We start from the raw sequence: 22276 nt of genomic DNA on the forward strand, positions 1-22276 counted from the left end.
GATGCTGACCCGGCGCGCAGGTGCGCCGGTTACTCGCCGCCCTTCTGGACGAAGCCGGTGACGAAGTCTTCAGCGTTCTCAGCGAGCAGGCCGTCAATTTCGTCGAGCAGGTCGTCGACCTCGCTCACGTCAGAGACAACGTGGGAGGCGGCGAGGGTCAGTTCCTGCTCCTGCTCGGCTGCGGTGGTTTCGGTCTGCTGTGCGCTGATGCGTTCGCGGCTCATGGTTCTCTCCTCAAGGGGTTTTCGGTTGTGGACAAATAAGTTTTTAGTGGGGTCGGGTGCGGGGTGTCAGGGTTTGGGTACCCGAACCTTCCTGCATCCTACCTGTGGGTTATGTGGTTTTTACTCTTCCGAATGGGGGTATTCGCCCCGGGGAAGAATATGATTTTATGTGGGTTTGGTGGTGGTGAGGTGCTACTAGCGCAGGCGGTTCAGCAGCTCATCCGAATGGTTCACCTCATCCAGCAGCGGCTCCACCTGTGCGGCACCGTACCGGGTCGGCTCCAGCATCGTAAAACGAGTCAGATCCTTCGAATACCTGCCACGGCAGGACACCGTATCCCAGTTAATACCCAGAATCTCCTCCGGCCAACGCGCCATCAACGTGCCACGCAAAAACGCGCGCGTCTCACGCGGCGGCTCAGTCGTCGCACGCTCAATCTGCTCCGCAGAGAACAGAGTACGCATACGGCCACGCGCCACCAGACGGTGATACAGGCTCTTCGACGGGTCAATATCAGCGTACTGCAAATCCAAAGCCTTCAACTTCGGATTCGCATAATCTACGCCCTGAGCGACATAACCGCGCACCAGCGCATACTTCGCCACCCAATCCAGACGATCCGCCAGCGAGAGCGGGTTGGTTTCCAGAGCATCCAGAACCTCACCCCACAGATCAAGGATCTGCGCGGTCGCTGCATCCACACCCGCCGGGTTCGACTCCTCGTGCGCACGGGAAGCCTCATAGTATGCGCGCTGAATCTGCAGGGCACTTGCCGAACCACTCGTGGACACCGGGCTCGGCAGGGTCGCCGAAGACGGCGCCAGCGGCAGCTGAACCGACAGCGACAAATCGTGGCTGACCGCGTGCATCGCCGCCACCGGATCAGACAGGCGCACACCCGGCAGCGCGGGGTGCTGCTCGCTGTGCGACTCAATCAGGTTCATCACCAGCGCCGCCGTACCAAACTTCAACAGGTTCGAATAGTGCGACATGTTCGCATCCGCCGGAATCACGTGCAGGCGGCGGTACTTCGACTCATCCGCATGCGGCTCATCGCGCGTATTCACAATCGGGCGGCGAATCGTGGTCTCCAGACCAATCGTGCGCTCAAAGAAATCAGCACGCGAACTAATCTGAAAACCCGGAACCTCACCGTGCGTACCAATACCCACACGGCCCGCACCCGTAAAAATTGCGCGGGTCGCAAAGAACGGCAGGAGCGCCTCCGCAACCTGCTCAAACGGAACATCACGGCTAATCAGGTAGTTTTCGTGGGCGCCGTACGACTGGCCCTTCGAGTCGGTGTTGTTCTTGTACAGCTTCACCTGCGGCAAATCCTGCGCGTGGTTGCCCAGCTCCACCAGCGACTCGTACGCCAGCGCGTCACCGGCAGCGTCATAGAGCACCGCGTCGGCGGGGGTCAGAACCTCTGGCGAGGAATACTCCGGATGCGCATGATCCACATACAGGCGCGCACCATTGGGCAAAATCGCGTTCATGGTCACGCGGTCCCAGTCCAGACGCTCCGGGAAACCACCGCGGCCGTGCACACCGGCGAGCGCATCCAGGGCGCTACGCGGCTCGGCGGGCTCACCCGGTGCCTGAACGCCCGCCTCACGCATAATCTCCAGGGCGATGTCTTCGCTGGTCAGCTCGGTGCGGGTGTGCGTCATCTGGCTCGAGTGGGCGGTGGATGCGTCCTGAACCTGACCGAACGCATCACGCAGCGGCGATTCGGACTCACCCAGCCACTGACCCTCGGGGGTGGCGGTCGAGTAGTTCTCTGCCTGGCGTGCCTGCTCGGCGGTCAGCTCATCCGCCAGGGCGCGGCGCTGCAGTTCCTCGCGGAAGGCGGCGCCGCGGCGGAAGGCGAGCTTGGCGTAGGTGTTGACCACCAGTGCGGACAGCACGGTCGGGTTGGTGCCCGGCGCGGAGGGGGCGATGACGCCGTACTCGGTTTCGGCACCCATAATGCGGTGTACGCCGTAGCTGGGGGTGGAGTTCATGGGGTTCTCCTGAAAAAATCTATACCATCTAAAGGCTTTGGACCTGCGGTAATGCTGGGGTTGATGCGGGATAAGCGCGGGTGTGGGCTGAGCGTGCGGTTGACTGGGCGCACAGCTTAGTGGGCGCGCGCCGTCCGACTCATGGTGCGGGCGCGCGGTTTAGCGCGGCGGTTCCACCGACACCAGGCGGCCACGCACACCGGCAACGGTGAGCGCATCCTCAATATCGGGCAGCGGCGGCAAGTCCACCTGATCCTCAAACTCGGCGCGTACCGCCTCCAGCAGGTGGCGGGTGCCAATACCCACACTCGAGGCGTCCGCACCGGCGGTCAGCGCCTGCAGCTGCTCCTTAATCGCGGCCTTCTTCGCGCGGTCCACAATGTTGCGAATCACCGCGCCCGAAGCGAAATCGCCGCGGTACAGCGTGTGAGTGGACAGGTGCGCGCTCGCACCAGAACCAACGACCATGGAAGAATCCACGGTCGCCACAGCGTACGCCGTGGAGGGGGTGCGCGCGTACAGCTGACCTGCCGCCGCCGCAATCATCGCGGTCAGGGCGGCGCGGGTCGAACCGGCGGCAGCCACCTCCGCCGCGTCCAGGGGCAGGTCCTCGGTCAGGTACAGGCCGAAAATCTCTGCCGCACCGGCGGCGTCCGGGCGGTTAATGCGGATCTTCAGGTCGAGTCGGCCCGGGCGCATCACCGCGGCATCAATCAGGTCTTCACGGTTGGTTGCACCAATGACGATGACGTTCTGCAGCGATTCCACGCCGTCAATTTCGGCAAGCAGCTGCGGCACGATGGTCGTCTCAATATCGGAGGAACGACCCGAACCGCGCATACGGAACAGCGACTCCATCTCGTCGAAGAACACGACGACCGGGTGGCCAGCCTCCGCCTTCTCGCGGGCGGCAACAAAAATATCGCGAATCTGACGCTCCGTCTCACCGACGAACTTATCCAGCAGCTCGGGGCCCTTAATGTTTAAGAAGTAGCCGCGAGTAGCCGAACCCGGGTTCAGCGCAACCGCACGAGCCGCCAGGGAGTTCGCCACAGCCTTAGCAATCATGGTCTTACCGTTACCGGGAGGACCGTACAGCAGAATGCCCTTGGGCGGGGCCAGGTGGTAGCGCTCAAAAATCTCGGGGTGCAGGTACGGCAGCTCCACCGCGTCGCGAATCTGCTCGATCTGCGCGCCCAGGCCACCAATCTGCTCGTAGGTGACGTCCGGGATCTCTTCCAGAACCAGCTCCTGCGAGCGGGAGGCGGGAACCTGCGAGGTCAGCATGCGGGTGCGCGTGTCGAGGGTGACCGCGTCGCCGGTGCGCAGCTGCTCAATGTCGAGGGAACCAGCCACACGCGCCACCTGCTGAGCACCCGAGGACGTATCAACCAGCACGCGCTGCTCATCCAGCACCTCGCGCACGGTCACCACGTCACCGAAGGGCTCGGTGTCCAGGGCGAGCACCGCCTCCGTCTTGTCGTTGAGCAGCACGGTCATGCCGGGGGTCAGCGTGGACAGGTCAATGAGCGGGGACACGGGAATACGCATCATGCGGCCGCTCACCTGAACATCCAGGTAGGTGTCAATCTCAGCGGGGCTTTTATCGCCCGCGACCTGCTCGTAGGTCATGGTCTGCCCCTCATGCACCGCCAGCACAATCGCCGAATTCAGCGGCGGCATAACATTCTGCGACAGGGACGCGCGCAGACGCTCCACCTGGTAGCGCATGCTGGTGATTGCCTCAACGAGCTTGCGGTTCTTCTCCCCCGCACCACGAATCTGTCGGCTCATATTGTCGCGGGTTGCCTCCGCCGCGGAGAGTCGACGCAGCACGGCGTCATACTCCTGCGCGCTGACGGGCTGACTGCCGGGCAGGGAGGTCGACCCGAAAGCAGCCGAGTAGTGCGGTGCCGCGCTGGCTGCACTGTGGGCGGTGCCGTACTGGGGGGTTCCTGCCTGATCTGCAGATTCGTGGGTGGACACGGTAGCTCCTTTAGCTGTTCGTCCTAATCGGCGGCTACTCGGTGCGGGTGGTTGGGCACAGTGAGTAGCCTGGTGAGTGCACTGCGGGGGCTCCAGGCAACGCCCGTGCCCCCGCAGGTCAGTGGTTCAAATTATTCGGCGGATTCAGCAGTCTCGGATGCTACGCCGCCGTTCTGTTCCAGCGCAATCTCGTTCGCGCGTGCGGCGTGAGCGGCAAGGTTCTTCGCATCGCGGGCTGCGCGGCGAATCTTCTTATCGGTCACCTCACGCTCACCCACGTTCATGGGAATCCACGCGTTCATATCCTCTTCAGAGAAGTCAGTCTTGGACGCGCGACGCTTCGGTGCCAGGCGTACCGCACCGTCAGCCAGGCGACGAGCCACGACCAGGAACGCGGTGTGTGCAACCATGCGGTGGTCGGGGCGGACCGCCAGGCCCTCCACGTGCCAGCCACGCACAATGGTTTCGTCACATTCGGGTTCGGTGAAGCGGCCGTCCAGGCGCATGCCCTCAACCAGGCGGGACATCTGGGTTACGGTCGCAACGTAGCAGATGAGCACGCCGCCGGGTGCGAGCGCCTCCGCTACAGCGTCCAGGCATTCCCAGGGTGCGAGCATGTCGAGTACGACGCGGTCGACGCTGCCGGGCTCTTCAACCTGCGGCAGGGTGTCCTGCAGGTCGCCGATGCTCAGCTTCCACGCCGGGTGCGGTCCACCGAACATGGTCTCGATGTTGCCGCGGGCGACGTCTGCGAACTCTTCACGACGTTCGAAGGAGTGCACGCAACCGTAGTCGCCGACTGCACGCAGCAGCGCGATGGATAGTGCGCCGGAGCCGACGCCTGCCTCGACGACGCGTGCGCCGGGGAAGATGTCTGCCTTGACGATGATCTGCGCGGCGTCCTTGGGGTAGACGACGGCTGCGCCGCGCGGCATGGAGAGTACGAAGTCCTTGTAGAGGGGGCGCAGCGCCTGGTAGAGGATGCCGTGAGTGTTGGCGATGACGGTGCCTTCGGGTGCGCCGATGAGGTCGTCGTGCTTGAGGAAGCCCTTGTGGGAGTGGTATTCGCCGCCTTCGGCGAGGGTGATGGTGGTGATGCGGCCGCGTTCGTCAGTGATTTGGACGCGCTCGCCGGGGCGGAAGGGGCCGCGGCGGTTGATTGCGCCGGTGGGGGTGTGGGTGCCGCTGCTCACGGGGTGGTTCTCCTCGGGTTTGGGTCAGTCTGTGCTGTTCGCGCTTTGCGGCGAACTAGGGTACGGAAAAAGTCCTTTTCTATTTTAGCGGAGTCTGCATATCGGCTGTGGTGCATTACCCCGGGGGCGTGATAATGCGGGGCCCGGATGGAGCAATGACCACTGAGCGATTGGGGCTACTCATTTTTGGTTAGACTGGAGTGGAGTCCGCGGAACTCCTCTGCGGGCCGAAACACCTTAGTGCCCACGAATTATGGGGCAGAGGAAAGAGTATTGTGACTGATTTCAACTCACTGATTGCCGAGTTCGGCAGGCAGGTGCGGGAGAATCTGCGCGTTGGGGATGGTGAACCGGAGGCTCAGCTGACGAACCCGGTCGCTACCCTGTTGCAGGACTTTGGCGCTTTGCATTCGATGAAGGTTGTGACCGTCCGTGAAACCTCGCTGAAAACAGCGGGGGGGGGGTCTAGTTTCTGAGGGTCTGGTGCGCCCTGATTACGCCATCATGGTCGATGGTGTTTTAACCGGTTACGTGGAGCTGAAGGCTCCGGGTAAGAACATTGACCCCGCTTCTTTCACTAAGAAGAGCCACGAGTATAAGCAGTGGCAGCGGCTGCGGAACCTTCCGAACCTTTTGTACACCAATGGCACCGAGTGGCGCCTATACCGTTATGGCGAACCGGTGCTGACGAGCACCGGGTACGATGCAGTGCATATGCATGGTTCTTTTAGCGGCCATGGCACGCTGAGCGCACCGGATGCTCTCGCGGCGTTCTTCCTTAACTTTCTGCGTTGGGCTCCCTCCCCGATTACGAGTGCCGATCAGCTGGTAGAAACTCTCGCTCCCCTTGCGGCTTTGCTGCGTGAAGAGATGCTTATAGGTCTTGCCGTACAGGAAAAGACATATAAAGCGGATCAGACAAAGGCTAAGAAGAAGGGTGAGGAAGATTTTGTGATTCCTCCCCCGCTGGTGGGTCTGCGTAAGGATTGGCGTGATACTCTCGCCCCGAGTACCAGTAATGAAGAGTTTGCCGATAGTTTTGCGCAGACGGTGGTTTTCTCACTGGTGGTTGCTCTCTCAGAGGGTCACGACCTGAGCCTTGAGACGTTCTCGACCATGGCGGGTCGTTTGCGTTCTCAGCACGGTCTGCTGGGTAATGCGCTGGGTCTGCTGACCGAGCATCTGGATGAGAAAAGCTCCCTGTATAACGCTCTGGCTGTGATTGTGCGTGTCATGGGTGCAGCCTCCTGGAAATACATTTCTGGCGGCAAGTCGGATGTGTATCTTCACCTCTACGAGCACTTCCTGAAGGTCTATAACCCCGAGCAGCGCAAGAAGACCGGTAGCTACTACACCCCCGTTGAGGTGGTGGATCAGATGGTGCGCCTGGTAGACGATGCTCTACGCACCTACCTGGGCAAGGAGCACGGTCTGGCGAGCGAGGGTGTGTCTGTGATTGACCCGGCGATGGGTACCGGCACCTATCCTCTGTCGGTTATGCACAAGGTGGCGAAGACGGAGAGCCTCGCTCCCGCTGCGCGTACTCGTGCTCTGAATCGTCTGGCGAAGAACCTGTACGGCTTTGAGCTGCAGTCCGGTCCTTTCTCCGTGGCTGAGCTTCGCCTGAACCAGACCCTTAAGGAGCTGGGGGCTGATATTCCCGAGGACGGTCTGAACCTCTATGTGGCGGATACTCTGAGCGACCCCTACGCTAAGCAGAAGCCGGTGAACGGTAATACTCTGCGTCTGCTTTCTCAGTTGTCGAATAAGGCAACTAGGGTGAAGCGTGAGGTGCCTATTCAGGTGTGCATTGGTAATCCGCCGTATAAGGATAAGGCCGAGGGTATGGGTGGCTGGGTGGAGTCGGGTTTCCGCTCTGCCGATGTTGCCTCCCCGATTCTGGATGACTTCCGTGCACCGGGTATGGGTAGGTACGAGTATGTGCTGAAGAACCTGTACGTCTATTTCTGGCGCTGGGCTTTCTGGAAGGTTTTTGAGGATTCTTTCCGTGCTCTGGAGGACCAGCTCGATAGTGCTCAGAATGCGGGTGTGGTCTGCTTTATTACCGCAGACGGCTATCTGAATGGACCTGGCTTCGCGGGAATGCGTGAGTATATTCGCCGCTCTTCTAGCCGCGGATGGGTTATTAATGTGACCCCTGAGGGTAAGCGTCCGCCGGCAAAGAATGCTGTCTTTGCTATTGAGACTCCGGTGTCTATTGCCCTGTTCTTGCGTGAAGAAAATACCGATGAGGAAACCCCCGCGGATATTCGCTACGTGGCTCTACACGGTACCTTTGCGGAGAAAATGCAGGCTCTTGCTACCCTCAACCTGGACGGTGCCGAGTTTGAGCCGGTGCGCTCTGGCTGGGGTGATAAGTTCGCTCCCGAAGCGGGTGGTGATTGGGATAGTTACCCGGCATTGCCTGATTTCTACGCCAGCTGCTTCCCCGGTGTGAAGCCCAATAAGACCTGGGTTTATGCTCCCTCGGAGAGCGTACTACAGGAACGCTGGGCTGAGCTCATCGAAGGCAATGATTTGGAAGTACGTGCTGAACGTTTTAAGGAAACTAGTAGTACGGGTATAGCAGTTGGTAAAAAGCCGCTTCCTGGGAACGATACATTCCAGGGAAGTCTCGAAAGCCTGAACAACCAGATTGCACGTGAGCTCATTCCTGATACGCCGAATATTGTGCAGGTGGGGTATCGCTCCTTTGACCGGCAGTATATCTTGGCCGATTCACGCTTACTCCATCGTGCTTCTCCTGATCTATGGGAGCATCGCGTTCCCGAGCAGATTTTTATTGTGGAGCAGCACGCACACTACCCCAAGGCGGGCCCGGGACTGTACTTTAGTACCCTTATCCCGGATATGCACGCCTTCAATAATCGTGGTGGCCGTGCGCATCCGGCACTAACTGCTGGCGGTGCCCCCAACCTCACCGAACCTGCCACGCAGATGCTACGTGAGCGTTTCGGAGATAACGCCCCCGGCGACCTCGTCTACTACCTGGCGGCACTCACCGGACACCCCGGCTACGTGCGCACCTTTGACGAGCCCCTCCAACAGGCGGGTATCCGCGTGCCCCTCACCGCCGACCCTGCACTCTGGGAACGCGCTGTTCAGCTTGGTAAGCAGGTCGTGTGGCTGCACACCTACGGTGAGCGTGGTGAGCCGCTACCGGGTATAAAGTATCTGCACCAGTTGCCTAAGGACGCAGACTACACACTGCCAACCCCGACGGTAGACATGGGCAAAACCATGCCGGAGAAGAAGCCCAGCTTCTCCCCCGACCCGGTCGATAGCCTCTCTGAGGAACAGAACATCCCGATTACGGGTACGGTCTCCTTCGGTCAGGCACGTTGTGAGAACGTGGAGAAGCGCGTCTTCGACTACACCGTCGGTGGTAACCAAGTACTGGGTCTATGGGCTAAATACCGCCTCAAGAAGCCGGTAGTGCTCCGTAGCTCCTCACTCAACGATATTGTTCAGCGAGAATGGCCGGAAGCCTGGAGTGAAGAGTACGAGCGCCTGCTCTACACTCTTACGCACCTGGTGCACCTGGAACCCGCTCAGGAGAAGCTCCTGGATGAGGTTCTCGCCGGTGAACAGATTTTCCGTGAGGAATTTGTAGACACCGAAGACTAGCCGCTCAATAGCTGCCGGTATCAGGCGGTTAAACGCAAGGGGTGGGTGATCCTGGACTATTCCAGGATCACCCACCCCTTTGTTGGGCTCATATTGCTCTCAGAAGCCCTACGCTTCCTTCTGCGCCTCGTACGCACGCACCTCAGATAACATCTCCGCGGCAAGCGCATCGACCGCCTCACGGTCATACGGGCGAAAAGCATACAGCTCCTCCATGACCGACGAAGCCATCTTAGAGGACCACGCCCAGGCGTGCCGCCAGGATGTCACGCACCAGCGCGCCACCGCCGACGGTGGTGTCCGCCAGAGCCTTCACAGCCCACGCGTCCACAGCCGCCAACGCCGCCGGAGCGTTCAGATCCTCGCCGAGCGCCTCACGCACAGCGGCCAGCAGCTCAACCGCCGCCTCATCGGTGACACCTTCGGAACCCTCACGGCCCTCAGCCACCGACACCGCATGACGGTAGGTGTCCAGGCGAGCCTTCGCGTGCTCCAGCAGCTCATCAGTCCAGAACCAATCCGAACGGTAATGCTGACCCATAATCGCCAGACGCACCGCGTTCGCATCCTCACCGGCCGCACGCAGACGCGAAACCAGCACCAGGTTACCGCGGGACTTGCTCATCTTATGGCCGTCCAAACCGACCATGCCGGTGTGCGCGTAATGCTTAGCGTGCGGGCGTGCAGACACAGCCCACGAATGGCCCGCACCCAGGTCATGGTGCGGGAACGTCAAGTCGTTACCGCCCGCCTGAACGGTCAGCGAACCATCCACAAAACGTCGGGCAATCATCGTGCACTCAATATGCCAGCCCGGGCGGCCCGCGCCCAGCTCGCCGGCATTCCAGCTCGGCTCGCCCTCACGCTCAACACGCCACAGCAGCGGATCCAGCGCGTCACGCTTACCGGCACGGTTCGGGTCGCCGCCGCGCTCAGCGAAAATCTCCAGCATCTCATCACGGCTCAAGTGGCAGACCTCGCCGGGCGCCCACGAGTAGCCCTCAGCGTTCGCGGGTAGCTCACGCACAGCCTTCAAATCCAGGTACACGTCACCGTCAGGATGCACCACACCCTGCTCGTCGGTGTAGCCGGGCACGCGGTACGCCAGACCGCGGCGGTACAGGTCCTCAATCAGCGGGAACAGCCACTCAATGGACTCCACCACACCCACATAGTGCGCCGGCGGAATCACGTTCAGTGCCTTCATGTCGGTGCGGAACAGCTCCGTCTGATCCTCAGCCAGCTCACGCCAATCAACGTTCGTCGCGGTCGCACGCTCAAGCAGCGGGTCGTCCACATCGGTCACGTTCTGCACGTAGGTGACCGGCACACCCGCATCCAGCCAGGCGCGGTGCAGCAAGTCAAAAGCAACATAGGTGGAGGCGTGACCCATATGCGTCGCGTCGTACGGGGTGATACCGCAAACGTACAGGCTCGCCGCCTTATCCTCCTGAACCTGAACAATCTCACCAGCCGCAGTATCAAAAATACGCGGCAGCGCAGCCTGACCGGGCAGAGTCACAGAGGCGGGGGCATCCCAAGCTCGCATGGGTTTCCTTTCCGTAAAAACGCCCACAACCGGTGGACGCGCCACACCCGCCGCCCAACCTCAAGGCATGCGGGTGCCAAAAAATCTACTCCAATAAGAATACCCGCCCGTGAGAAACTCACGGACGGGTATGTCATATCACGCTGAGGGCTAAAGCCTTAGAACGCCGAAGAAGTAGCGTTCAGAACACCAGTGCCCAAACCAACGAAAATCAGGATACCGAGCGCAATGCGGTACCAAATGAAAACGCCGTAGGACTTCGAAGACACGTACTTCAAGAACCAGCCAATCATCAGGTAACCCACCACGAACGCGACCAAAGTCGCCACGATAGTCGAGGGGATACCGTAATAGCCGGTCGCCTCAGCACCAGTGAACACCTTGAACGTCTTGTACAGACCAGACATGAACACTGCCGGCAGAGCCAGAAGGAACGAGTAACGAGCCGCAGCCTCACGGGTGTAACCCATGAACAGACCCGCAGTAATCGTACCGCCCGAACGGGAAACACCCGGGATCAGTGCCAGCGCCTGCGCGAAACCGTACAGAATACCGTGACGGAAAGTCAGGTCCTTCAGCTCACGCTGCTCACGACCAAAACGGTCCGCAAGACCCAGGAACACCGCAAAGACAATCAGCATGGTCGCCACAACCCACAGGCTACGGAACTGGGTGTCAATGTAGTCTTCCAGCAGCAGACCCAGAACGCCGATGGGCAGGGAGCCGAGAATAATCAGCCAACCCATGCGGGCATCCGGGTCGTTGCGCGGTACGCGGCCGGTCAAGGATCCGAACCAGGACTTCAGGATGCGAACAATATCGCGCCAGAAGAAAATCAGAACCGCAGTCTCAGTACCCAGCTGGGTGATTGCGGTAAACGCGGCGCCCGGGTCAGCCCTCTCCGGCAGGATCTGACCAACAATGTTCAGATGCGCCGATGATGAAATCGGCAGAAATTCGGTAAGGCCCTGAACGAAGCCCAAAATAATTGCTTGAATCCATTCCACGCATTCAAGGATACAGGAGGCGTACCCGCCCGGGGCGGTTCGCCGAAGGTGATGAGGAACTTCCGTGAACCGCCCCGTCCACGCTGTGAAACGCTTAGGGTGCCGTTTCAGGAGGTATACCGCGGCGTATCCGGGGCTTATCCATGGCTCATGCACGGTTCAAGGAGGCCGCGCAAACACCTCAAATGGGCGCTCTCCGGCGCAAGCGTACTAGCCGCACGACCAGTCAAAAACACCAGTCTCAAAATCAAAAACAGCGCTACCGCACCCAAAATTCAGCACATCAAACTCATCGAACTCAATATAACGAGCCGTCAGACCCTCCGGCAGAGCCTGCGCATAAAAATGAGTGCCACCCAGGTGAGTACCCACCGCAATTAGCGGCTTCGCCCACTCAAACCACGCCGAATCCTCCGTGTCCCAATCGAAAGGACTCAGATAACCAGTCTGCGGGTCAACATTCTCAAACACATCACTCGGGGCCTTACCGGCATTCGGGTCATCCGTCGGAGCCCACCCCACAAGAGCAGGCTTACGAGCCAGCGGCTGCTGACGATCCGCCAAAGCCCAGGCGCTGAAGCTCTCCTCCTCACCACGATGCTCACCGGGACGGCGCACATCCTGCGGCGGCTCCGTACGGGACGAGAACTCCTCCTCACTCAGGTACAGCACCGCAAACTCGGCATCCAAAATATCGCGCAACAACAACTGATACGGATGCACCCGCGCCTGCGCATACTGCACCTCAAACGGGTCATCACTAGCAGCATTAGCAACACCCTTAGTCGCCTCATCCTCAGCGAACTGGCCATCACCGGCGAAGAAAGAGAACGCCACCACGCCCGGATACTTCTGCGCATCCGGCAGGTACTCCCCCGGCAACCTCACCGTAAAAATATGCTGCATCGGCAAACCGGTAAACGTACTGCGCGGCCACTGATCCTGCTCAATACCGGGACCAGTCGAACCCACCCAGCCCGCCTCCCACACCTCGGTGGAACCTGCAGGCAGAGCAGTATCATCGCCACCGCGCAGCTCATAATTCCAGGCACGGACAGAAGAATTGGTGCCCGCCGCATCAACGGGGCTAAACACCATCGCGTAGCTTTTCATGAGAGTTCCTCCCTGCAGACTATTCGCCCCACAGACCGCCAATGCGCACAACACCTGCGCACATTAAACGCATAAGGGCGGGATACATACTCCCAGTATGCATCCCGCCCCTACATCATGCACGGTCAACGGTCACCCGAAAACCCCGCACAAAGCATAACGGTCATCGCTTACGCCTGACGCTCATCACGCAGCGCACGGTTCACAGCAGAAATCATCGCCTTCAACGCCGCACGAGTCGTCGAGTTGTCTACACCAATACCCCACAGCACACGAGAACCAACAGCAGCCTCAACATAGCAAGCAGCGTTAGCAGTCGACGAAGACGACATGGTGTGCTCCGAATAATCCATCACGCGAATATCCACGCCCTCAGCCGAAAGGATGTTCTGCAGAGCATCCACCGGACCGGTACCCGAAGCCGAACGGGTGTAAGTGTGACCATCAATGTTCAGACCAACACGCAGAGTAGTCGCACCGGTATCAGCCGAATCAATATTAATCGACTCAATACGGTACTTACCCCAACGGTTCTGCGGATCCGGAGCCGGCAGATACTCATCCGCGAAGATGTTCCACAGCTTCTCGCTGGTCATCTCGCCACCCTCAGCATCAGTACGAGCCTGAACAATCTTCGAGAACTCAACCTGAGCACGACGCGGCAGATCCAGGCCGTGATCCTGCTTCAGCAGGTACGCCATACCGCCCTTACCGGACTGCGAGTTCACACGAATAATCGCCTCATAGGTACGACCCAGGTCGCGAGGATCAATCGGCAGGTACGGAACCTCCCAGTAAACCTCATCCACGCTCTTACCCGCCTCAGCAGCGGTACGCTCCAGAGCCTCAAAGCCCTTCTTAATAGCGTCCTGGTGAGAACCAGAGAACGCAGTGAACACCAGATCGCCACCATACGGCGAACGCTCGTGCACCTTCAGCTGGTTGCAGTATTCAACAGTCTTACGGATACCGTCAATATCAGAGAAATCAATCTGCGGATCCACACCCTGGGTGTACATGTTCAGACCCAAAGTGACCAGGTCAACGTTACCGGTGCGCTCGCCATTACCGAAGAGGCAACCCTCAATACGGTCAGCGCCCGCCAGGTAACCCAGCTCAGCAGCAGCCACGCCGGTACCTCGGTCATTGTGCGGGTGCAGCGACAGCACAATGTGCTCGCGGTGGTTCAGGTTGCGGTCCATCCACTCGACCGAGTCGGCGTACACGTTCGGGGTAGCCATCTCAACGGTAGCGGGCAGGTTCACAATCAGCTCGCGGCCGTTCTGACCAATCTCCAGCTCCTCAGCCACAGCGTTCACCACGCGAGCCGCGTACTCCAGCTCAGTGCCGGTAAAAGACTCGGGCGAGTACTCGTAGATGACCTTAGTGTCAGAAATCATCTGCTCTTCGTACTTGCGGCACAGGCGCGCACCCTGCAGGGCGATATCCAGCACGCCCTCCTGATCCTGGTTGAACACCACGCGACGCTGCAGAACGGAGGTCGAGTTGTAGAAGTGCACAATCGCCTGCGGTGCGCCCTCAATCGCCTCAAAAGTGCGGGCAATCAGGTGCTCACGCGCCTGCACCAGAACCTGAATGGTCACATCCGAAGGAATGTGGCCGTCCTCAACGAGAGTGCGCACAAAATCAAAGTCAGTCTGCGACGCCGAAGGGAAACCAACCTCAATTTCCTTGTAACCCATCTTCACCAACAGCTTGAACATCGCAAGCTTACGGTCGGTGTCCATGGGGTCAATCAGCGCCTGGTTGCCGTCACGCAGATCCACTGCGCACCAGCGCGGAGCCTTCTCAATGACCTTATCCGGCCAAGTGCGGTCCGGCAGATCAACAACAATCTGCTCGTGGAAAGGGCGGTACTTGTGTACCGGCATGGGGCTGGGCTTCTGGTGGTTTTTCATGATGAATTTCCTGTTGGTTGGTCCGTCTCGCCCTACCCCAATTGTGGGGCTCGTACCGTGCCGGGTATCGGTCCCCGGCAGCCGTGGTCAAGGCGGTGCATCAGAAAGGATGCAAAGGTGAGATGCCGCGTCAAAAAGCCGGAACGGTTGCGGCAGATTCTAGCGTGCCCCGTTCCGGCGAATAAGCAGCAGGTTCACTGCCTGGCGGGTAACCTCGCGCATGCTCTCACCGTCAATAGTCATGCCTCCACGCTATCACAGGGGTCGGAGGCGGCGGCAGGGCACCCGGGAAGCCGTCCATCATCTGGAAAGCGTTAACGACAAAGGGGCGCAGCCACCATTTCTGGCGCTACGCCCCCTCACTCAAAATTCACGTATCTGCATTATGCCCTAGCTACAACCTAGTAGGCGAAAGCAGTCTGGCACTTGTGCTGATCAGCAGTCTGACCGGTCGCGTTACCCGCAATCGCAGCCTCCTGCTTCTCCATCGCCTCACCGGACGGGAAGTCAGTACCAATCGTCACCGACACGCCCAGAACCTCTTCAGTCGCCACCACGCGGGTCACGTTCAGCTTCGCGGCAATTTCCTTCGCCTCCGCCTCGTAACCGGTCGAGTAGAACACCATGGTGAAGTTCGTCGGGTTAGCCAAAGTACCGGGAGTAACATTCGTGTAGCCCAGGCCCTCAATCACCGAAGCGATGGTAGCCGAACGACCATCCAGACCGGTCGCGTTGTACACGCTCACCGGAACCGTACGGTCCAGCTGAACCGGAGCGGCAGAAGTAGCCGGCGCCTCCGGAGCCTTCTCCTCCTTCAGCGACTTATCGTCACGCAGACGCTGGAACACGTTCGCAGCATCCGCAGAAACCTGCAGGCGGTTCTCATCCTGGCTCCACGGCTCAGTCGGCACGGTCGCAAACACAACATTCGACAGGTCCACGCCCCCAAGAGCCGCACCAACACCAACCAGAGTGCTGATATTACCCAGGTTCTTATCCACCGTCACGTTCTGAGTAATCGCCTCAGCAATGTTAATCAGACGGCCCGGATTCGACAGAGTACCCTCGCTCTTCACCTTACGCAGCAGCGAAGACAAGAAGCCCTGCTGAGCCTGAATACGACCAATATCGGAACCATCCGAGAAGCCGTGGCGGCTACGCAAGAACGCAAGAGCCTGCTCACCCTCAACCGAAGAAGTACCGGCAGGAAGCTTCAAGCCACTGTACTCGTCATCAATCGGCGCGTTCACACACACCTGAACGCCGCCAACAACCTTCGACAGCTCCTTCACAGCGTTAAAGTCCACCAACATGAAGTGGTCAATATTCACACCGGTCAGCTTGCTAATGGTTGCCACAGTACAACCGGCACCACCGCGAGACAGAGAGTCGTTAATCTGAACGTTCTTCTCAGCCGGGTACACGGTGCCGCTCTCAGGATCAGTACACTGCGGCACATCAACTATCAAGTCACGCGGGAACGACAGCACGCTCACATTCTTACGGTCCTTGCTGATCTGCAGCAGCATCATCACGTCCGCGCGAGCCTCAGAATTGCGGTCATCCTCATCACCGTACGCGCGGTTATTCCCCTTACGGGTATCGGAACCAATCACGAGAATGTCCAAGGCGCCGTTCTCCAGGCCGTCCTTGTAATTGCTGATGTTCAGCTCCTGAGTATGCAGATTATTGCGCATACGCAGAGCCACCACACCACCAAAGCCAACAACAATGACGAGCATGCAAGCAGTAAGCAGAGCAATCCACTTATTGCGTTTTGAGGTCAGCACCGTCGTGCGCATATGACGACCGGTGCTTCGTAAACGAGGTGCCTGGGGCATACCTTTTCTCTTTCTGCCTGTGAGCAAATGCTTTCTCAGAGTAACACTCTTCCCTATGAGCGCCGAATGTGAGTGAAAAGTTTTACCCGGAGGCATGCACATATTTCTGCAAGCCACCGGGTGAAAGCTAAGGATGCGCGACCGCCTCAAGGACAACCTCTCAAGATAGCCTCTCAGCGCTACCTTTCGGGGCGACCTCGCAGAGCAAAGCCTCCGGGCGATGCGCTCAGGAAAGCTACTAGAATCCCAGGCGGTTCAACGCACGAGCGTCAGACTGCCACTCCTTCGCAACCTTCACATGAATATTCAAATAAATGCGGGTACCGAGCATCGCCTCAATCTGCTCACGAGCCTTCGTACCAATCTTGCGCAGATTCGAGCCGCCCTTACCGATAATGATGTACTTCTGTGACTCACGCTCCACAAACAGGTTCACATGCACATCCAACAGCGGGTTATCCGCCGGGCGGCCCTCACGGAACTCCATCTCCTCAACCGTCACAGCAATCGAGTGGGGCAGCTCCTCACGCGCACCCTCCAGGGCAGCCTCACGCACCAGCTCCGCAATGAGGGTTGCCTCCGGCTCATCGGTCAGCTCACCCTCCAGGTACAGCGGCGGCGACAGCGGAGTGTACTTCGCCAGCAGGTCAGCAACCGCATCCACCTGGAAATGCTTCACGGCAGACACCGGGATAATCGCAGCCCAGCCGCCCTTACCGTCAACCGGCATCGGCTCAGCAACCTCACCGGCACGGCGCTTAGCCGCAGGACCCGAACCCTTCGCGAAAGGCACAGCATCATTCTTGCCGCCCTTACCCTTGGGACCCTTACCCTTCTGCTTCGCACGATGCGCGGCACGCTTAGCACGAGCCGCACGCTCAGCGCTCATGACCTCCTCGCCAAGCGCCTCAACAGCCAGCAGCTGCTCACGCAGCTCCTCAGAGCTCACAGTGTCAGCCTTCGTCACAATAGCAACCACCGGCTTATTGCTCGACGCCACCAGCTGCGACGCAATGTAACGGTCACCCGGACCAATCTTCTCATTCGCCGGAATGCAGAAGCCCAGCACATCCACCTGTGAAAGGGTGCTTGCCACCAGGTCGTTCAGACGCTCACCCAGCAGAGTGCGGGGGCGGTGAATACCCGGGGTGTCCACCAGAATCAGCTGGTACTCGTCCTTGTGTACAATACCGCGGATCGTGTGGCGGGTCGTCTGCGGACGGTTCGAGGTGATAGCCACCTTCTGACCGACCATAGCGTTCGTCAAAGTAGACTTACCCGCATTCGGGCGGCCCACCAGCGACGCGAAACCCGAACGGAAATCCACCGGGTAGGTCGGCAGCGGGGTGCTCAAGTCCAGAGTGCTCAAATCGAGCGGGGTGTACTCCTGGTCCATTGTGTTTCTCCTTATCAAACCCCGTGCGGGGTGTATGGGGTGCCTGCCTCATCTGCCTGCGCCTTCCGGGGCCGGGCGGCTGGCTCAAAGTGTGTTAGGGAAAATGTAGCGTCTATATTCGATATCTAGCGGTTGCCGTACTGATCGGTTGCCGGTTCAGCCTCTGCAATATCTCCCGGAAGATCCGGATGTGCGTGAGGCTCAGCCACAGCGGGAGGCTCCGTATCCACGGTGAGGATGTCAGCAACCTCAGACTTCAGAGAATGAGACTCCGCGGAATGAGACTCCGCGGAATGAGACCTCGGGGAAGACGCCGCGGAACCTTCAGTGCTCTGCTGCTCATCACGAGGCGGCTCATACCACGCCTGCAGCATATCCACCTGGTGGCGGCGGCCCGACGAACCAATCGCACGAATATGAATACCGTCAATCTCAATCTCAGAACCAATAATTGGCACCATACCCAGATGCTTAGCGAGCAGACCGCCCACCGTATCAACATCTTCATCGTCAAGTTCACGGCCGAAAATCTCGCCCAGCTCATCAATACCCAGACGGGCAGAGAGACGGAACGTGCCATCATCGTTCAGCGTGTAATCGGGGCGCTCACGGTCGTACTCGTCAGAAATGTCACCGACCAGCTCCTCAATCAGGTCCTCAAGCGTAATCAGACCGGCGGTGCCGCCGTACTCATCAACAATGATCGCCACGTGCGTGGACTCGCGCTGCATCTCACGCAGCAGGTCCATGGCGCGCTTCGACTCGGGCTCAAAACGAGCCGGGCGCATCAGCTCAACCACGGTCGGCAGGGCGGTACCCTCCGGCGACTCCGAATGCAGAATGAAGGCGCGCATCGCGTCCTTCAGGTAGAGCACGCCCAGAATCTCATCGCTCGAATCACCAATTACTGGCATACGCGAATAACCCGAACGCAGGAACAGGCTCAGCGTCTCACGCAGAGGGGTGTCACGGCTGGCGGTGAGCATGTCGGTACGCGGAACCATGAGCGAACGGATGCGGGTATCGTCCATCTCAAAGACGGACTGCACCATCTGCGCCTCGTCGTCCTCAATGGTTTCAGCGTCGGAGGCGCGGTCCAGGAACTCGCGCAGCTCCTCCTCATCGAACACACCCACCGGGGCTTCAGCCGAACGTTCCGGCGCCAGGCGCACGCTGAGCTTATCGAGCAGACCGGTCGCCGGGCTCAGCAGAACCGCCAGGTAGTACACCGGGCGAGCCAGCACACGAATCGACGCGACCGGGCGGTTACGACCCAGAGCACGGGCCAGCACGTGCAGACTCGGGTAGCCCACCAGCGCAACAATCACGAGGGTCAGCACGACGGCGAGCGCGTGCACCTCGACCAGGTTCAGCAGGCAGGTCATGGTGGCGAGCACCGCGGCGGCGGCGGCGATGAGGCGGGTCAGGCGCAGCGGGTGTGTGTACGCCTCGGAGTCACCGTCGAGGGTGCGCTGCAGGACGCGGGCGCCGAGGGTTTCCGGGTGTGCCTCCACCGCTTCCTCAGCCTCGTTGTGTGGCAGGTAGGTGAATGCGGTTTCGGCGATTGCCGCGACCACGGTCAGGCAGAGTGCGAGAACGGCGAGGAGGGCTGTGAGTAGAATGTCCACGCCGCTCCCCTAGTGTCGGGTTTCGACCGGTGCCGGACGGCCCAGGAACTCTTCGAGGATGGAGCGCTGAAGGCCGAACATTTCAGCTTCCTCTTCGGCGGTGCCGTGGTCGTAGCCGAGGCAGTGCAGAATACCGTGGGTGGTGAGCAGGCACAGCTCATCGAGGGTGCTGTGACCTGCATCTGCGCCCTGACGTGCGGCGACGGGCGGGCAGAGGATAATGTCACCGAGCATGCCGCTGGAGGGGTTTTCGGGGGTTCCCGGTTCCAGCTCGTCCATGGGGAAGCTCATCACGTCGGTTGCGCCGGGCAGATCCATCCATTCGATGTGCACGCGTTCCATTTCGTCTTCGTTCACGATGGCGATGGATAGGTAGGTGTCATCGGCAAGGTGCATGTGTTTGAATGCATGCTCGACGAGGCGGGTGAGCACCTCGGTGTCTACCGCTTCGAAAGATTCGCGGATGAAAGCATCGGTCGCCGGGTCGGCACCGGTTGCGGGTTCTTCACAGTCGAATTCGATCTCTGCCACCGTTTAGCGTCCTTCCGGGGTGGTCTGTGCGTTGTTGGGGTTCTGCTCGGTGTTCTTTTCGGAGCCGCCATTGATGCCGGCACGGTCCAGCAGCTTCTCGGCTGCGGCCTCAATAGTGGCGCGCTTGACCTTGCGGTTGCGCTTGCGTTCCATTGCCTTCTGGTCTTCGCCCCACTGATCGTAGGCGGACACAATGTTCGACACCAGGGTGTGGCGAACCACGTCAGAGGATTCCAGGATGCTGAAGTGAATATCCTCCACACCCTGCAGAATGTTGCGCACCTGCTTCAGGCCGGAGGCCGCGCCACCGGGCAGGTCAATCTGGGTGATGTCACCGGTAATGACCATCTTCGAGCCGAAGCCCAGGCGAGTCAGGAACATTTTCATCTGCTCGGCGGTGGTGTTCTGAGCCTCGTCAAGGATGATGAATGCGTCGTTGAGGGTGCGGCCGCGCATGTACGCCAGCGGTGCAACCTCAATGGTGCCCGCCTCCATGAGCTTGGGGATGGTTTCGGGTTCGAGCATGTCGTGCAGTGCGTCGTAGAGCGGGCGCAGGTACGGGTCGATCTTCTCGTTGAGGGTGCCGGGCAGGAATCCCAGACGCTCACCAGCCTCCACGGCGGGGCGGGTGAGGATAATGCGGTTCACTTCGTGGCTCTGCAGCGCCTGCACAGCCTTCGCCATGGCGAGGTAGGTCTTACCGGTACCCGCCGGGCCGATACCGAAGATGACGGTGTTCGCGTCGATAGCGTCCACGTACTTCTTCTGGTTAATGGTCTTGGGGCGAATCGTGGTGCCGCGGGTGGAGAGGATGCTGGTGGACAGCGAGTGCGCCGGGTTGCTCAGTTCGTCACCGAGCATACCCATGAGGCGGTGAATGACCTGCACGGTAATCTGCGTGTCGTGGCTGGAGAGCACGCGCAGTTCGTTCAGCAGCTTTGAGGCGGTGTTGACGGCCTCGGAGGGGCCGGTGATGAGCACGTCCAGGTCCTTGGGGCGCAGGCTAATCTGCTCGAAGTAGTCCTCGATAATTGCTAGGTGCGCGTCCTGCGGGCCGAGTACGGCAATCATTTCTGCGGCGCTCTTGAAGGATACGGTGCGCGCGGTCGAGAGAGGTCGGGAGGTAGTCATATGGGCTCCTTGGCTAGTGATGTATTTACAAGTATAGATGTGCGTGATGCACCACGCCCTGGTGGATTCCTGTCAGTGGCACTCTACCAGCGGCCCAGCACCACGTTCAGGGTACACATGGCGGCAGAACCGGCGGTGGAGGAACGCAGCACCTCGTCACCCAGCAGTGCCAGCTGCGCGCCAGCGTCGGTGAAGAACTGCACTTCGCGGTCGCTGATGCCGCCTTCGGGGCCGACGAGCAGGTAGATCTCTTCGGGCAGGTTCTCTGCCTCTACAAGCTTGCGTGCCAGGGCGCTGAGGCGTTCGGTCGCCTGCTCATGCAGGATGAACACGGCGGCGGACTGCTCAGAACCCTCCCCGGCAACTTCTTCAATGAGTTCCACCAGGTCGGCGGTGCTGTACAGGTCGTACACTTCGGGAATGAGTGCTCGGCGTGACTGCTTCGCCGCGGCGGTGACGGTGTTCTGCCATTTGGTGTGTGCTTTGGAGACGCGCTCCCCCTTCCAGCGCACGATGGAGCGGTCCGCACTCCACGGAAGCACACCGTACACGCCCAGCTCAGTGGCGGTTTCGATGGCGAGCAGGTCGCGGCCGTCCTTCGCGAGTGCCTGCACCAGGTAGATGGAGGGTACGCTGCGTTCTTCGCGCAGCTCCTGCACCTGCACGCTCACGCCGTCCGCGTTGATGGAGGCGACCGTACCGAGTGCGCGGCGGCCGGTGCCGTCACCCAGGTCGATGCGTTCGCCGAGCTCAAGGCGCTTGACGAGGGCATGCTTGCCTTCGGAGCCGCCGAGCGCGCAGGTGGCGCCGGGGGTGAGTGCGTCGTATTCTTCCGTGCTGATGTAGAAGATGGGGGCGCTCATGGTTCTCCTTGAGGTGCGGTTTGAAAGCGTGGGTAGTGTGCGGGTGGCATGTGAAATAGGTGTGCTACTTAGCGCGGGCGCGTACAGTGCTGTGCTGGCAGCAGCGCTAACAGGAATGCGGCGGGGGGGGGGTTGGGTACCCCCCCCCCGGCGGGGCGGCGTGGGGTTGGGGGGGGGCGTGGGAGGGGGGGGGCGGGGGGGGGAGGGGCCCGCGCGGGGGGGTGGCGAAGTGACGGGGGG

The 22276-nt window shown here is 60.1% G+C and carries 17 protein-coding genes; 2 read left to right on the forward strand and 15 right to left on the reverse strand.

The features are described 5' to 3' along the window. Positions 1-29: 29 nt before the first annotated feature. The 4 genes from NML54_RS03965 to NML54_RS03980 form a co-directional block, all read right to left on the reverse strand. Positions 30-224 (reverse strand): ubiquitin-like protein Pup, encoded by a 195-nt coding sequence (locus tag NML54_RS03965; RefSeq protein WP_005506016.1) that lies wholly within the window; start codon positions 222-224, stop codon positions 30-32. Positions 225-419: 195 nt separating this feature from the next. Next, entirely contained in the window at positions 420-2231 is a 1812-nt protein-coding gene (gene dop, locus NML54_RS03970; RefSeq protein ID WP_254756010.1) for a depupylase/deamidase Dop, read from the reverse strand. Positions 2232-2390: 159 nt separating this feature from the next. Continuing rightward, positions 2391-4217 carry a proteasome ATPase gene (arc, locus tag NML54_RS03975; RefSeq protein ID WP_254756011.1) on the reverse strand — a complete coding sequence of 609 codons (1827 nt, stop codon included), beginning with the start codon at positions 4215-4217 and terminating at the stop codon, positions 2391-2393. 131 nt (positions 4218-4348) lie between these two features. Further along, positions 4349-5410, reverse strand: coding sequence for a tRNA (adenine-N1)-methyltransferase (locus NML54_RS03980; RefSeq protein WP_254756012.1), 1062 nt, complete (start codon positions 5408-5410; stop codon positions 4349-4351). Between the two features lie 275 nt (positions 5411-5685). Here NML54_RS03980 and NML54_RS03985 point away from each other — a divergent pair, with 275 nt between their 5' ends. Next, the gene (locus NML54_RS03985; protein ID WP_060824782.1) at positions 5686-5886 is read left to right on the forward strand and encodes a hypothetical protein; all 201 of its coding nucleotides are present in this window, start codon (positions 5686-5688) and stop codon (positions 5884-5886) included. Between the two features lie 7 nt (positions 5887-5893). Beyond that, entirely contained in the window at positions 5894-9058 is a 3165-nt protein-coding gene (locus NML54_RS03990; RefSeq protein ID WP_254756013.1) for a type ISP restriction/modification enzyme, read from the forward strand. Positions 9059-9166: 108 nt separating this feature from the next. Here the strand turns inward: NML54_RS03990 and NML54_RS08840 are convergent, their stop codons facing one another. The 11 genes from NML54_RS08840 to NML54_RS04040 form a co-directional block, all read right to left on the reverse strand. Beyond that, on the reverse strand, positions 9167-9289 hold the full coding sequence (locus tag NML54_RS08840; protein ID WP_256500203.1) for a hypothetical protein: 123 nt from the start codon (positions 9287-9289) through the stop codon (positions 9167-9169). Between the two features lies 1 nt (position 9290). After that, entirely contained in the window at positions 9291-10607 is a 1317-nt protein-coding gene (mshC, locus tag NML54_RS03995; protein ID WP_254756014.1) for a cysteine--1-D-myo-inosityl 2-amino-2-deoxy-alpha-D-glucopyranoside ligase, read from the reverse strand. Positions 10608-10765: 158 nt separating this feature from the next. Beyond that, entirely contained in the window at positions 10766-11614 is an 849-nt protein-coding gene (locus NML54_RS04000) for an undecaprenyl-diphosphate phosphatase (protein WP_254756015.1), read from the reverse strand. 210 nt (positions 11615-11824) lie between these two features. Then, a complete protein-coding gene (locus NML54_RS04005) occupies positions 11825-12727 on the reverse strand; it encodes a hypothetical protein (RefSeq protein ID WP_254756016.1) in 903 nt (300 codons plus the stop codon). Positions 12728-12897: 170 nt separating this feature from the next. Beyond that, positions 12898-14646: a 2-isopropylmalate synthase gene (leuA, locus tag NML54_RS04010; protein WP_254756017.1), complete on the reverse strand. Its 1749-nt coding sequence runs from the start codon at positions 14644-14646 to the stop codon at positions 12898-12900. Positions 14647-15047: 401 nt separating this feature from the next. Beyond that, complete coding sequence (locus NML54_RS04015; RefSeq protein WP_254756018.1) at positions 15048-16487, reverse strand: LCP family protein; 1440 nt, start codon at positions 16485-16487, stop codon at positions 15048-15050. Positions 16488-16725: 238 nt separating this feature from the next. Beyond that, positions 16726-17883 carry a GTPase Era gene (locus tag NML54_RS04020; RefSeq protein ID WP_254756019.1) on the reverse strand — a complete coding sequence of 386 codons (1158 nt, stop codon included), beginning with the start codon at positions 17881-17883 and terminating at the stop codon, positions 16726-16728. A gap of 125 nt (positions 17884-18008) precedes the next feature. After that, positions 18009-19511 (reverse strand): hemolysin family protein, encoded by a 1503-nt coding sequence (locus tag NML54_RS08975; RefSeq protein WP_254756020.1) that lies wholly within the window; start codon positions 19509-19511, stop codon positions 18009-18011. A 9-nt stretch (positions 19512-19520) separates the two neighbouring features. Continuing rightward, positions 19521-20042 carry an rRNA maturation RNase YbeY gene (ybeY, locus tag NML54_RS04030; protein WP_254756021.1) on the reverse strand — a complete coding sequence of 174 codons (522 nt, stop codon included), beginning with the start codon at positions 20040-20042 and terminating at the stop codon, positions 19521-19523. Positions 20043-20045: 3 nt separating this feature from the next. Next, on the reverse strand, positions 20046-21173 hold the full coding sequence (locus NML54_RS04035; RefSeq protein WP_254756022.1) for a PhoH family protein: 1128 nt from the start codon (positions 21171-21173) through the stop codon (positions 20046-20048). Positions 21174-21256: 83 nt separating this feature from the next. After that, positions 21257-22036: a 16S rRNA (uracil(1498)-N(3))-methyltransferase gene (locus tag NML54_RS04040; protein ID WP_254756023.1), complete on the reverse strand. Its 780-nt coding sequence runs from the start codon at positions 22034-22036 to the stop codon at positions 21257-21259. Positions 22037-22276: the final 240 nt, after the last annotated feature.

Source organism: Rothia gullae (assembly GCF_024294905.1).
In the GTDB taxonomy this organism is placed as follows: Bacteria; Actinomycetota; Actinomycetes; order Actinomycetales; family Micrococcaceae; genus Rothia.